10 protein-coding genes are annotated in these 13,987 nt (G+C 69.3%); 1 reads left to right on the forward strand and 9 read right to left on the reverse strand.

Going from position 1 to position 13,987, the window contains the following annotated elements; translation table 11 throughout:
- Positions 1–44: 44 nt before the first annotated feature.
- The 5 genes from kasB to G6N51_RS03495 all read right to left on the reverse strand — a co-directional run bounded on the left by kasB (position 45) and on the right by G6N51_RS03495 (position 8,573).
- Positions 45–1,298 (reverse strand): 3-oxoacyl-ACP synthase KasB, encoded by a 1,254-nt coding sequence (gene kasB, locus G6N51_RS03475; RefSeq protein ID WP_083174356.1) that lies wholly within the window; start codon positions 1,296–1,298, stop codon positions 45–47.
- 235 nt (positions 1,299–1,533) lie between these two features.
- A complete protein-coding gene (locus G6N51_RS03480; RefSeq protein ID WP_083174359.1) occupies positions 1,534–3,573 on the reverse strand; it encodes a substrate-binding domain-containing protein in 2,040 nt (679 codons plus the stop codon).
- 108 nt (positions 3,574–3,681) lie between these two features.
- Entirely contained in the window at positions 3,682–5,886 is a 2,205-nt protein-coding gene (locus G6N51_RS03485; RefSeq protein WP_083174362.1) for a malate synthase G, read from the reverse strand.
- Between the two features lie 279 nt (positions 5,887–6,165).
- Entirely contained in the window at positions 6,166–7,206 is a 1,041-nt protein-coding gene (locus G6N51_RS03490; protein ID WP_083174364.1) for a hemolysin family protein, read from the reverse strand.
- On the reverse strand, positions 7,203–8,573 hold the full coding sequence (locus G6N51_RS03495; protein WP_083174367.1) for a hemolysin family protein: 1,371 nt from the start codon (positions 8,571–8,573) through the stop codon (positions 7,203–7,205). The genes G6N51_RS03490 and G6N51_RS03495 overlap by 4 nt, the downstream gene beginning before the upstream one ends.
- A gap of 298 nt (positions 8,574–8,871) precedes the next feature.
- Between G6N51_RS03495 and G6N51_RS03500 the strand changes: the two genes are divergently transcribed.
- The gene (locus G6N51_RS03500; RefSeq protein ID WP_083174370.1) at positions 8,872–9,498 is read left to right on the forward strand and encodes a GNAT family N-acetyltransferase; all 627 of its coding nucleotides are present in this window, start codon (positions 8,872–8,874) and stop codon (positions 9,496–9,498) included.
- Between the two features lie 8 nt (positions 9,499–9,506).
- On the opposite strand, the gene G6N51_RS03505 is transcribed toward G6N51_RS03500, so the two are convergent.
- The 4 genes from G6N51_RS03505 to G6N51_RS03520 all read right to left on the reverse strand — a co-directional run bounded on the left by G6N51_RS03505 (position 9,507) and on the right by G6N51_RS03520 (position 13,937).
- The gene (locus tag G6N51_RS03505; protein WP_083174373.1) at positions 9,507–10,943 is read right to left on the reverse strand and encodes a GuaB1 family IMP dehydrogenase-related protein; all 1,437 of its coding nucleotides are present in this window, start codon (positions 10,941–10,943) and stop codon (positions 9,507–9,509) included.
- Between the two features lie 39 nt (positions 10,944–10,982).
- Positions 10,983–12,452 carry an NADP-dependent phosphogluconate dehydrogenase gene (gndA, locus tag G6N51_RS03510; RefSeq protein WP_083174376.1) on the reverse strand — a complete coding sequence of 490 codons (1,470 nt, stop codon included), beginning with the start codon at positions 12,450–12,452 and terminating at the stop codon, positions 10,983–10,985.
- Between the two features lie 100 nt (positions 12,453–12,552).
- Positions 12,553–13,503, reverse strand: a complete 951-nt coding sequence (locus G6N51_RS03515) for a M56 family metallopeptidase (protein WP_083174379.1) — start codon at positions 13,501–13,503, stop codon at positions 12,553–12,555.
- Positions 13,504–13,517: 14 nt separating this feature from the next.
- Positions 13,518–13,937, reverse strand: coding sequence for a BlaI/MecI/CopY family transcriptional regulator (locus tag G6N51_RS03520; RefSeq protein ID WP_083174382.1), 420 nt, complete (start codon positions 13,935–13,937; stop codon positions 13,518–13,520).
- Positions 13,938–13,987 lie beyond the last annotated feature (50 nt).

Consider the following 13,987-nt stretch of genomic DNA (forward strand, 5'->3'; position numbering starts at 1 on the left):
CGATGCTAGGCGCCGACGGTGACAACACCGATCTCGTGGTGTTTTCAGTACCTGCCGAAGGCCAGGGCGACGTTGTGGCCGCCGAACCCGAATGAATTGTTGATGGCGTACTGGTAGTTGCCCGGCCGCGGCTTCCCCGCCACCACGTCCAAATCGATCTGGGGGTCCAGGTTCTCCAGGTTCAACGTCGGCGGGACGACCTGGTCGCGCAGCGCCAGCACGGTCAGGATCGACTCCACCGCGCCGACCGCGCCGACCGAATGCCCGAGCGCGGATTTGGGCGCGTACACCGCCGGCTTGTTGGCGCCCAGCGCGTTGTTGATGGCCTTGCCCTCGGCCAGGTCACCGATCTGCGTTCCGGTGGCGTGGGCGTTGACGTGGTCGATGTCGTCGGGTGTGAGGCCCGCGAGCTGGATGGCGCGCGTCATCGCGTGCCCGGCGCGCTTCCCGCTCGGGTCCGGCGCCACCATGTGGTAGCCGTCGGAGGTCACGCCGGCCCCCATCAGCCGGGCCAGGATGCGGGCGCCGCGCGCCTTGGCGTGTTCCTCGGTCTCGAGCACCATCAGGGCGCCGGCCTCGCCGAACACGAAACCGTCGCGGTCCTTGTCGAACGGGCGGCAGGCCCCGGCCGGATTCGCGTTGTTCGTCGACATCACGATCCGCATGTTCGCGAAGGCGGCGATGGGCACGGCCTCGATCCGGGTCTCGACGCCCCCGCAGATCGCGACGTCGGCCTCCCCGAAAACGATGGCCTGCCAGGCGCGGGCGATCGCCTCCGAGCCCGACGCGCACGCCGACACCGGTGTCATCACCCCGGCCCTGGCGTGCCGTTCCAGCCCCACCGCCTGGGCGGCGGCGTCGGGCATGTACTTGCTGACAGCCAGCGGCGAGACCGCCCTGACGCCGCGGGCGCGCAGGGTGTCGCGGGTGAACACCAGCTCCTCGCCCGAACCGAATCCGGTGCCGATGGACACCAGCAGGCGATTGTGGTCGACCTCGGGGGCGCCGGCGTTCTCCCACGCCCGGCGGTTGACGACGGCGGACATTCTCGCCAGGTAGCCCGTCCGGCGCAGCTCGGCCGGATTCAGCTCGCTGTCGAATTCCTCCAACAGGTGCCCGCCGATGCGGACCGGCAGGTCGAACTCCTCCACGAACGGGTCGTCGAGCTCACGGATTCCGCTTTGGCAGTCGAGCAACAGCTTCCAGGTGGTCTCCGTATCGGTGGCCAATGCGGTGGTCATCGCCATCCCCGTGACGACGACGTTCGGAAGCGCCTGCCCAGTAATCAGATTCGTCATTGCGTTCGTGGATCATCCTTTCGCAGCGCCACCGGGACCCTCGTCACGGACCCGCGCGTCGTCAAGGCGCCCCCAGGTTGGACACGAGGGCGCTCAATTCCGGAACCTCGCACTGCTCCCCATAGCGTGGGCCGTGGAATCAACCTCGATCGAGCCTAGCCCCAAGTTGCGGTCGCGACCGTGAAGACCCCGCGCGAAGTTCGCTTACGGTCCTTACCGCGAGCGTAGTCAGACGTCAGCTCAGAAAGGCATTGATGGCCGCGGCGAGGTCGGGGGACGCCGACGTGGCGAGGTTCTGGTAGCCACCGCCGCTGAGCCGGGCGACGGCTTCCCACGTTGCGCGGTCCGGGTCGCCGCCGAAGTCGATGACGTTCACCGCGATCGGTTTGGCCGGGTCGGCGCTCTTGCGGATGAAATCCTGCAACCCCGGGCCGTCCAGGCTTTGGTCGGTGTGCGGGCCCGCCGTGACGACCAATATCGAATTCGTCTGCCCCGCACGGTAATTCGCCTGCACGTCTTGGTAGATCATCCGCAGGGTGGTGAACGACACCGCGCCGCCGGGCGACGAGTACTGCTTATCCAACGCGGCCGCCAGCGCCGCCGGACGCGGCTGGCCGTTGACGGGGTCGCCCAGCGGCCCACCGGGCACCTCGGACCGACCCTCATGACCGTCGAACGTCCACAACCCCACCACGGCGGTGGGCGGCAACGCCTTGATCTTGTCCTCAAGCGCCGCGATCACGTTCGCCAGCCGGGACTTCCCGCCTTCCTGGCCGGGCATCGACTGGTCGAGCATGATGGTCGCCGCCAGCCCGCTCGACGGAGCCGCCATCGCCTCGGCCAGGGTGGCGCGCATCGCGTCATCACCCACCGACAACGTCGGCGGCAGCGCTGGGAACGTGGTGACCGGGCTGCTCGGCGGCGTGACGCCGTCGACCCGGAAGCCGGCCTTGGCCAGCTTGGCGAGTTGGTCGGGCTTGCGCATGAAGTGGGCGAACTCGCTGGCCGCCGAGGTCTGCTCCCGGGTCAGCCACGAGCCGCTCAGCAGCACCGTGGGGTAGTCGGCGACCGGAACGGGTCCCTGCGGTAGCCAGGAAGCCAACGCGCCCTTGGCGTCTGGCAGCGACTGCCCGCGCTGGAACAGTTGCTGCTCGGTGGTGATCACCGCGTGCACCGGCGCGGTCGCCGGGTCACCGGGCTTGAGCAGCGCGTTCATCGCCTCGGTCAGCGAGTTGTCGGCCAGTTTGGGTTGGGCGCTCAGCAACGTGCGGACCGCGCCGGTGCCCTGTGTCGCGGGTGCGCCGGGGGGCACCGTGCCCGCCGCTACCGCTTCCCCGGCCAGGAACGCCGCGTCGCCGTTGCCGTTCGTCGGCACGGCCAGCCGCAGCGACCCCCACGCCGGCAGGTTCAGGCCGGCCAGCCCGGTGGGGTTGGTCTGCAGCCCGGGCAGCGCCGCCCAGTTCTGGCTGCCGAGGGCTGACGCGAGTTCCGGCCGGACGGCCAGTACCACCGGCGACGTCACCAGCGAGCGGCTGTCGGTGATCGTCTTCTGCGCCGTTGCCCCGGCGAGCCGCGCGGTCGAGACCGAGCTGCCCGGGATCCACAACGCCGGCTGCCCACCCAACTCGGCAGGCCACTTGCCGATGAAACCGTTCAGGACGGCGTCGGAGCCCGCCGGTTTGACGCTTACCTCCATGCAGTGGTCGCCGACGGGGCCGGCCGAGGAGTTGTAGCTTTCCGCGAACTGCCGCACCGCGTCGGCGATCGACGGGTCGGCGACGACGGCGACCGTCTCCTTGCCGCCCACGCAGCGCCCGGCGGCCCTGTGCGAGCGGTCGGACAGCGCGTCACCGAAGAAGCTCCACAGGATCACGGTGCCCACCACCACGATGACGGCGACGAGGGCCACGATCACGCCGATGCTGACCCCGCGGCGCCCGCCCTCGCTGCGATGACCGCCGCGCCAATCGCCGAGTCCGCGGTGGCCGCGGCTGAACATCGACGGCGAGGAGGCCGGCGGCTCCGACGCCGCCGGCCCCGGCCGCCGCGGCGGGAAGTCCGGGTACTCGTCGGCGGTGCCGTCTTCGAACGCGTCCTCGGCGTAGAGGTCTTCCCCGGTGGAGTAGTCGTCGGCCGAGAGGTCCTCGTCGGGCGGATAGTGACCCTCGTCCGGGTAGTCGTCGGCGACGGAGTCCGGGTGATGGTCGTCCGTCTCCCCGCTTCGGTAGGGCTCGTCGGCGGAGTCCTCAGGGTCGGGCAAACTGTGCCTACCCATAGTGGTGCCCGTCGCCTTTCCGTTGATCCGTCCGACTTGTCGTCAACCCGCCGCTGATCTTAGTCACCTGCGGGATCGATGCGTGGCGAGCCCGATCAACGCCCGAACTCAATGTGATTGCGCCGCGCGAGCCTTGGCTTCGCGCCGGCGGCGATGCAGGATCGGCTCGGTGTAGCCGTTGGGCTGCTGCGTCCCGGTCAGGATCAGGTCCTGGGCGGCCAGGAATGCCGGGCTGTCGTCGAAGTCGGGCGACATCGGCAGGTAGGCCGCATCCTTGGCGTTCTGCTCGTCCACCAGCGGCGCCATCCGCTCCAGGCTGGCCCGCACGTCCTCCTCGGTGATCACGCCGTGGCGCAGCCAGTTGGCCAGCAACTGGCTCGAGATCCGCAGCGTGGCACGGTCTTCCATGAGAGCCACGTCGTGAATGTCGGGCACCTTCGAGCAGCCGACGCCCTGGGCGACCCAGCGCACCACGTAGCCGAGGATCGACTGGCAGTTGTTGTCGACCTCCTCACGGATCTCCTCGGGAGCCCAGGCCAGTTCCTTGGCCAGCGGAATGGTCAGCAATTCCTCGATGCTGGTGCGCTTCTTGCCCGCCAGCTCCTCCTGCACGGCGCCGACGTCGACGTAGTGGTAGTGCATCGCGTGCAGGGTGGCCGCCGTCGGCGAGGGCACCCACGCGGTGGTCGCGCCCGCCTTGGGCTGGCCGATCTTCTGCTCGACCATGTCGGCCATCAGCTCGGTCATCGCCCACATGCCCTTGCCGATCTGCGCCTTGCCCTTGAAGCCGGCGGCCAGGCCGATGTCGACGTTGGCGTCCTCGTAGGCCTTGATCCACGTGGTGTTCTTCATGGCACCCTTGCGGATCATCGGGCCGGCCTCCATCGACGTGTGGATCTCGTCGCCGGTGCGGTCCAGGAAGCCGGTGTTGATGAACACGACGCGGTCGGCCGCGGCCTTGATGCACGCCTTGAGGTTGACGGTGGTGCGCCGCTCCTCGTCCATGATGCCGACCTTGAGGGTGGCCTGCGGCAGGCCCAGGACGTCCTCGACGCGGCTGAACAACTCGCAGGTGAACGCGACCTCGTCGGGGCCGTGCATCTTGGGCTTGACGATGTAGATGGACCCGGTGCGACTGTTGACCAGCGGACCGTTCACGTCACCCGTCCTGAGCCCGTGGATCGCGGTCAGGCCGGTGAACAGCGCGTCCATGATGCCCTCGAACACCTCTATTTCTTCGTCGCCTTCGCTCCTGACTATGGCGTCGTTGGTCATCAGATGCCCGACGTTGCGGACGAACAGCAGGCTGCGACCCGGCAGGGTCAGCTGGCCCTCGCCGTCGGGCGTGGTGTAGGTGCGGTCCTGGTTCAGCACCCGGGTGAAGGTCTTGCCGTCCTTGGCGACCTCTTCGGACAGGTCGCCCTTGTTCAGCCCGAGCCAGTTGCGGTAGCCCAGCACCTTGTCGTCGGCGTCGACGGCGGCCACCGAGTCCTCGAAGTCCATGATTGTGGTGACGGCCGATTCCAGGACCACGTCCTTGATGCCGGCGCGGTCGGTCTTGCCGACGGGCGACTCGGGGTCGACGAGGATCTCGATGTGCAGGCCGTGATTGACCAGGAGCACCGACCAGTCGGGGGAGCCGAGCTCGCCGGCGTAACCGGCGAACTTCTCCGGGCTGGCCAGGCCGACGGAACCGTCGGCGGTCGCGACCTTCAGCCGGCCGCCTTCGACGGACAGTCCCGTCGCGTCGGCCCAGGAGCCGGCTTCCAGCGGCACCGCCTCGTCGAGGAAGTTGCGCGCGTAGGCGATGACCTTGTCGCCGCGAACCTTGTTGTAGCTGGTGCCCTTTTCGGCGCCGTCGCTCTCGGGGATGACGTCGGTTCCGTAGAGGGCGTCGTACAGCGACCCCCAGCGCGCGTTCGCCGCGTTCAGCGCGAACCGGGCGTTGAGCACCGGCACCACCAGCTGCGGGCCCGCGGTCGTGGTGATCTCGTCGTCGACACCCGAGGTCGTGATCGTGAAGTCCTCGGGTTCGGGCAGCAGATAACCGATTTCGGTGATGAACTGCCGGTACGCGTCGACGTCGAACGGCTCGATCACGCGTTGCCGGTGCCACTTGTCGATCTGGGCCTGCAGCTCATCGCGGCGGTTCAGCAGGTCGCGGTTCTTCGGGGTGAGGTCGGTGACGACTTTGTCGACCCCGGCCCAGAAGCTGTCGGGGTCGATGTCGGTGCCGGGCAGGGCCTCGTTGTTCACGAAGTCGTAGAGCACTCGGGCGACGCGCAGGTTCCCCGCCGACACGCGATCAGTCATGTTTCTCCTCCATAATGAAGCCTCTTCAAGCCGCCATTGGCTCGGAGCGGCAATGCCTTCAGCGTACCGAGCAGCAGCCCGGCGAGCGTATCCGCCCGATTTACCACACCAGGTCAGACCGCGCTGACAGCTGAAACCCATGCCGCTGCGGCGAGCCCGGGGATCAAGTCCCAGCAACGCCTCGACGCGCCGGTGATCCTGCGCCCTCCAGCACTTTCTTGACTGGTAGCCGTTGAAATCATACGGGCTCCCCGCCGACCGACCCGGCGACCAGTAGCCCTACGCGTCGCGCATCGTGCCGACGAGGTCCTCGACCAGGTCTTCCATCGCCACCATCGCGACCACGTCGCCGCCGGCGTCGGTGACCAGCGCCAGATGGCTGTTGCTGCGGCGCATCCGGGATAACGCGTCGGCCAGGGGCAGCGACTTGGGCAGCCGCGGAAGGGGGCGCACCATCGCGAGGTCGATCACCGTGTCAGGGTCGTCGCCGAGGGTCAGCATGTCCTTGATGTGCAGGTAGCCGATGAACTCGCCGTTGACGTTGGCCACCGGAAACCGCGAGTAGCCGGTCTGGGCCAGGGCTTGCTCGACGGCCCCGACGGTCGGGCCGCTGCCCGCCGCGGCCACCGACACCGCGTGCACCTCGGCGAGCGGGACCGCCACGTCGCCGACCACCCTGGTGCCGATCTGCAGCGCCCGGGTCAGCCTGGTGTGTTCCTCGCGGTCCAGCAGGCCCTGCGAGACCGACTCGGCGATCATCTCGCTCAGCTCGACGGGGGAGACGGCGATCTCCAGCTCTCCCTTGGGTTCCACGCCCAGCGCGCGCACCACCACGCTGGCGCACTTGTTGTAGAACACGATGAACGGCCGCGCGGCGCGCACATAGGCCAGGTAGGGCGGCACCAGCAGCATCGCCGTGCGCTCCGGACCGGCCAGCGCGATGTTCTTGGGCACCATCTCGCCGAGCAACACGTGCAGCGTCACCACGATCGCCAGCGCGATCGCGAACGACAACGTGTGCAACAGCGCCGGCGGAATGCCCGTGAGCCCCAGCGCCGTGCGCAGCAGGCTGGAGACCGCCGACTCGCCGATCCGCCCGAGCAGCAGCGACGCGGCCGTGACCCCGAGCTGGGCCCCGGCCAGCATGGCCGGCAGCTGTTCTCCGGCGCGCATGACGGTGACCGCGCGGGCCTTGCCCTGTTCGGCCAGCGCTTCGAGGCGGTCACGCCGGGCCGAGATCAGCGAGAATTCCGCCCCCACGAAGAAGGCGTTCGCGCCGATCAGCAGGACCGCCAGCAACACGCCCATCGGGTCGCTCATCGGTGCCCCCCTGCCGCCGGGCCTTCGCCGTGACCGTGCAGCTCGGTCAACTCCAGCAGGTCGATGCGACGGCCGTCCATCCTGATCACGGTCGCTTGCCAGGGCAGCGAGGTGTCCAGCAGCCCGTCGGCGTCCAAGGCCGGCAGCTTCACCGTCTCGCCGGCAACCGGGATGTGGCCGAATTCGCGCAGCGCCAGCCCGCCGATGGTCTCGTACGGTCCCTCCGGGGCGCGGAAGCCGGTGGCGGTGGCCACCTCGTCGATGCGCAACAGGCCGGAGACCCGCCAGCCGGTGCCGGCCGCCACCACATCCGGGGTGGCGTCGTCGTGTTCGTCGCGGACGTCGCCGACGATCTCTTCGATCAGGTCCTCGACGGTCACCATGCCCGCCGTGCCGCCGTATTCGTCGACGACCATCGCGGTCTGCAGGCTGTTGGCGCGGATCTCGGCCATGACCGCGTCGCCGTCCAGCGTCGACGGCACCACCGGGACGGGTTGCGCCACCGTGGTCAGCAGCGTGCGCGCCCGCTCGGCCGCCGGGATGGACAGGACCTGTTTGACGTGCACGATGCCGACGGTTTCGTCGAGGTCGCCGTCGACGATCGGAAATCGGGAGTACCCGGAGTCGGCGGCCGCGGCCACCAGGTCGGCGACCGTGTCGTCGGTCTGCAGCGCCACGATCTTGGACCGGGGCGTCATCAGTTCCTCGGCGGTCAGTGCGCCGAATTGCAGTGAGCGCCGCACCAGCGACGCGGTGGCCGCGTCCAGGGAGCCGCTGCGCGCCGAGGAACGCACCAGTGACATCAGTTCCTGTGGCGAGCGCGCCGAGCGCAGCTCCTCGGCCGGCTCGATGCCCAGCCGGCGCACGATCCAGTTGGCGGCACCGTTGGTGAGCCGGATCGCCGGGGTGAACAGCAGCGAGAACAGCAGCTGAACGCCCACCACGGCCCGTGCGGTGGACAACGGCCGCGCGACGGCCAGGTATTTCGGAACCAGCTCGCCGAACACCATCGACACCGAGGTGACGATGACCAGCGCCAGGAACGCCATGATCGCGTCGGCGGCCCGGTCTGAAATCCCCATCGCGTCGAACCACGGGTGTGGCAGGTTGGCCAGCATCGGGTCGGTCAGGTAACCGGCCGCCAGTGTGGTTGCGGAGATGCCCAATTGGGCGCCGGACAGCTGAAACGACAAGTTGTGGTGCGCGCGCCTGATCGCGCGGTCGCGACGTCCGCCGCCGCGGGCGTTGGCCTCCACTGCGCTGCGGTCCAGCGTCGTGAGCGAGAACTCGGCGGCGACGAAGACCGCGTTGCCGAAGATGAGCACGGCGATGGCCACGACGCTGATCACGGTGACAGTGGCGTTCATCGATCACCACCGCCGGATGGCCATGTCCGAACGGCCGGGGGAGGCTCCGCATCGGGCGATTCGTCCGGCGACCGCCGCGCCCGAAAGCCCATGACCTGCATGGGTGCCTGCGGCACGTCGATCCCTTCGCTGCCTGAAAAGCCGGTGCGGACGCGGTCGCCTCCGTCGTTGCTGATTTATGGTAGCCGGATCGCCCCCCGCCCCCGGTCGACCACCGTTTTCGGGAAGCCGTGGGCACCGCCGCGCCCGGGCGACCCGACTATGGGTTGCCTAACCTTACCCAGCTACGCTGCGCACTATGGCGTCCGAAGCCCCACCCGAAACCCGATCGGCCCACGTCCTGCCCCGCGAGCGCCTCTACCTCACCGACGAGATCGCCCGCATGGGCCGGCCGCCGCTTCCCGCGCTGGATCCGCCCTTCGCGCTGCGCGTCGCGGAGCGCGACGACGCGGCCATGGTGTCGGAATGGATGAACCTTCCGCACCTGGCGGCGGCCTGGGAATACGACTGGCCGACCCCCCGATGGAAGCGGCACCTGGGCGCACAACTCGACGGAACGTACTCGCTTCCGCTGGTGGGAAGCATCCGCGGCAGGGATTTTGCGTACCTCGAATTGTATTGGGGGGCAAAGGATCTGATTTCAGAGCACTACGACGCCGAGCCCTATGACCTCGGGCTGCACGCCGCCATCGCCGACCCGGCCCTGGTGAACCGGGGACTGGGCCTGATGCTGTTGCCGCGGATCGTCGCCAGCGTCTTCTCCGCCGAGCCCCGCTGCCGCCGCATCATGTTCGATCCCGATCACCGCAACGCCGCGGCGCGCCGGCTGTGCGAGGAGGCCGGATGTGAGTTCCTCGGCGAGCACGAAACGACAAACCGGCGCATGTCGCTGTACGCGCTGCGACGCCCCTCCGCCGACGCGTGACCCGGCGGTCACCAACCCAGCGGCAGGGGATGGCCTTCGGCAAAGCCGGCGGCCGACTGCACCCCGACGACGGCCCGCTCGTACAGCTCCGTCAGATTCCCGGCTCCGACGTACGTGCACGTGCTCCGCACGCCCGAGGTGATGTGGTCGAGCAGATCCTCGACGCCCCCGCGGTCGGGGTCCAGCCCCATGCGCGACGTTGAAATACCTTCCTCGAACAGTGCTTTGCGGGCGCGGTCGAACGCGGTGTCGGCGGCGCTGCGGGCGACCACCGCCCGTTTGGAGGCCATGCCGTAGCTCTCCTTGTAGGGCTGGTCTTCGCGGTCGCGCATCAGGTCCCCGGGCGATTCGTAGGTCCCGGCGAACCACGACCCGATCATCACGTTGGACGCCCCGGCGACCAGCGCCAGCGCCACGTCCCGCGGGTGCCGGACGCCTCCGTCGGCCCACACGTGCCCACCCAATTGCCTTGCCGCCGAGGCGCATTCGACCACGGCCGAGAATTGGGGCCGGCCCACGGCGGTCATCATCCGGGTGGTGCACATCGCCCCGGGCCCGACGCCGACCTTGACGATGTTCGCCCCCGCGCCGAGCAGGTCGCGGGTGCCTTCGGCCGAGACGACGTTGCCCGCCACCAGCGGCACCCCGAGGTCGAGGGAGGCGACCGTGCGGATCGCGTCGAGCGTCTTGACCTGGTGCCCGTGTGCGGTGTCGACGACCAGCAGGTCGACGCCGGCCTCGGCCAGCGAGCGCGCCTTGGCCCCCACGTCGCCGTTGATGCCGACGGCCGCGCCCACCCGCAGCCGGCCGCCGGTGTCCACCGCCGGGGTGTAGAGGCCCGTCCTGACGGCCCCGGTGCGGGTCAGCACGCCCGCCAGCGTCCCGTCCGCGTTCGTCACCACCGCGACCCCGATCGGCGCGTGCTCGAGCAGGTCGAAGACCTTGCGCGGATCGGTGCCGACCGGGGCGGTGACGAAATCGGTGATGGCCACGTCGCGCACCCGGGTGAATCGGTCCACGCCCAGGCAGCTCGCTTCGCTCACCAAGCCCATCGGGCGGCCCTCGAAGACGACGACGGCGACCCCGTGCGCGCGCTTGTGGATCAGCGCGGTGGCATCGGACACCGAGTCGTCGGGCGCCAGCACGACCGGGGTGTCGAGAACCAGATCCCGGCTCTTGACGAACTCGACTGTCTGCTGCACCGCGGTGATCGGGATGTCCTGCGGCAGGATGACCAGACCGCCCCGCCGAGCGACCGTCTCGGCCATCCGCCGCCCGGCCACCGCGGTCATGTTGGCGACCACCACGGGGATGGTGGTACCCGACCCGTCATGGGTGGACAGGTCGACATCGAAGCGCGACGCGACCTCCGAGCGGTTCGGCATGACGAAGACGTCGTTGTAGGTCAGGTCGTAACCCGGCCGATGCCCGTCGAGAAATCTCATCGCTGTCGCTGCGCCCCCTCGTGTCCTTCGGAGTACCCGCTAGGCGGGTACTTCGCTGCGGTCCGCGCTCCACAAGGTGTGGAAGCGCTTGTCCGGGTCGTCGTCGATGCGGCCGTAGGTGTGCGCGCCGAAGAAATCGCGCAAACCCTGGGTCAGCGCTGCGGGCAGCCGCTCGGTGCGCAGGGCGTCGTAGTAGGACAGCGCGGAGGAGAAGCCCGGGATCGGGATGCCCAGCTGCGTGGCGGTCACGACGACGCGGCGCCAACCGTCGATCGCGGCCTCGATCGCGGTGCGGAAGTAGGGCGCGACGATCAGCGTCGGCAGGTCGGGGTCTTGGTCGAACGCGTCCTTGATGCGGTTGAGGAACTTGGCCCGGATGATGCAGCCGCCGCGCCAGATGGTGGCCAGGTCGCCCGGCGTGATGCCCCAGTCGTATTCGGCGCTGCCGGCCTGAATCTGGTTGAACCCCTGGGCGTAGGCGATGATCTTCGACGCGTACAGGGCTTGCCGCACGTCCTCCACGAATTGCTTGGTGTCAGCCGGCTTGGCGCCCAGCTCGCCAGACGCCAACCCCGTGGTGGCCTTGCGCTGGGTCACCGAACCCGACAGCGCGCGGGCGAACACCGCCTCGGCGATACCGGTGACCGGAACGCCGAGGTCCAGGGCCGACTTGACCGTCCAGCGGCCGGTGCCCTTCTGCTCGGCCTCGTCGAGAATGACGTCGACGAGCGGCTTGCCCGTCTTGGCATCCTGCTGGCGCAGGACCTGGGCGGTGATCTCGACGAGGAAGCTGTCCAGGTCGCCGGAGTTCCACTCGTCGAACACGTCGGCGATCTCGTCGGCGGTCTTGCCGAGGGCGTCGCGCAGCAGCTGGTAGGCCTCGCCGATGAGCTGCATGTCGGAGTACTCGATCCCGTTGTGCACCATCTTGACGAAGTGACCGGCGCCGTCGGGGCCGATGTGGGTGCAGCACGGGACGCCGTCGACGTGGGCGGAGATCTCCTCGAGCAGCGGGCCCAGCGACTTGTACGACTCGGCGGGGCCACCCGGCATGATCGACGGGCCGTTGAGCGCGCCCTCCTCCCCGCCCGAGATTCCGGCCCCCACGAAGTGCAGGCCCCGTTCGCGCATCGCCTTCTCGCGGCGAATCGTGTCGGTGTAGAGGGCGTTGCCGCCGTCGATGATGATGTCGCCTTCTTCCATGGCGTCGGCGAGCTCGTTGATGACGGCGTCGGTGGGGTCGCCGGCCTTGACCATGATGAGCACCCGGCGCGGCTTCTCCAAGGCGTCCAGGAATTCCGCGATGGTCTCCGACCGCACGAACGTGCCCTCGTCACCGTGCTCTTTGAGCAGCGCGTCGGTCTTGGCGACCGACCGGTTGTGCAGCGCCACGGTGTAGCCGTGCCGGGCGAAATTGCGCGCGATGTTCGACCCCATCACCGCCAGACCGGTCACGCCGATCTGCGCGGTAGCGGTCTTGGAACCAGGGGCGGTATCCGACGAACCCATGTCTTCGCCTCTCAAGTCGGAGAACTTTGCCGAAAAGCTTTCCGTCACACTGTGGCACAGCGGACATGTGCCCGCCCGGGGTGATGGCGGCCGTACCGGGTCAGAGGTTGAACAGCCGGCGCAGCTCGGTGAGCCACGGTACGGCCAACGCGACGGTCGGCACCACGAACACGGCGACCGCGGCGAGGTATGCGGCGGCCGACAACGCCCAGCTGTTGCCACACCCGCAGAGCCGGCGCACGCGGACCACCGTGCTCGCGCCGCCCGCGGCCAACGCGCCCGACGGCGCCCGCCCGGCCGCGCAGGCGACCAGCGCCCGCGCCAGGGGAGCGCGACCCGCCGCGCGCACGGCGGCGTCGTCGGCGAGCAATTCGACGAGCAGCTGCACCGCGCCGAGCGCGTTCGCGCTGCGCACCAGCCGCGGGAATGCGGCGTGCACCGCGGTGAAGGCTTCCAGAACCAGGTCGTGCCGGGCGCGCAGATGAGCCCGCTCGTGGGTGAGGATCGCCGAGACCTCCGCATCGTCGAGCGTGTTCAGCGCGCCCTCGCTGACCACCACCCGGCTGCGCACCCCGGGCAGGCAGTAGGCCAGCGGCTGCGCAACGTCCAGTACGCGCAGGTCGCGCGTGCGGGCACAGGGCTGGGAGAGCGCCGCATCGTGCCCGACCCCGACGAGATCGACCACCATGCGGTGATGGGCGCGCCGCCGCCGGTTCGCGATGGCCACCCGGACAACCGCGACCATCAATCGGACACCGACCAGCACCGTCAACGCGAAAACACTGATGTATGCCGTCCACAGCGGCCAGCCGAGCCGGCCGGCGTCGCCGACGATGGTCGCGGTGGGCCGGCCGTCGGGACCGGGCATCAGCAGCCGAGTGGCGATCGCGATGCCGGCGCTGAACGCCGAGAGGACCGCGGCCAACGCGACGGCCTGCCACAACACCATCGCGGCGCGGGGCGCGCGCAGCGGCCAGCTCGCATGTGCCAACAAGGCCGGCACGGGGCCGACCAGCAGCACCGCGAGGATGGTGAAGGCCAGCGCGGACACGCTGCCAGTCTCCCTCAGTCCTCCACCGGCGCGCCAGTGGATGGCGCGTTGTTGCGTTGACTGGCTTCCAGTTCGGCGAGCGCTCGCCGAAGCGCGTCCGCCTCGTCCGCGCCCACCCGCTCCACGAAGTGCACCAGTGCGGCCTGCCTGCCGCCGGAGTCCTCCGCCTGGGCCAACGCGTCCACCATGAGCCCGGCGACCAACTCGTCGCGGCCGTGCACGGGCGCGTATCGGTGGGCGCGGTCGTCGCGGATCTGGGAGACCAGGTTCTTCTTGGCCAGCCGTTGCAGGACGGTCATGATCGTCGTATAGGCAAGGTCGCGTCGAGCGGACAGCGCGTCGTGGACCTGGCGCACCGTTTGAGGTTCCGCCGTGGACCACAAGTGATCCATCACGGCGCGTTCGAGATCCCCCAGCCGGGTCAATTTCGCCATAAGTGCGTTCTCTCCTGAGCGTCGACACCATCTTACTCCGCGTACTACCG

Origin of the sequence: Mycobacterium paraseoulense (assembly GCF_010731655.1) — a bacterium.
In the GTDB taxonomy this organism is placed as follows: domain Bacteria; phylum Actinomycetota; class Actinomycetes; order Mycobacteriales; family Mycobacteriaceae; genus Mycobacterium; species Mycobacterium paraseoulense.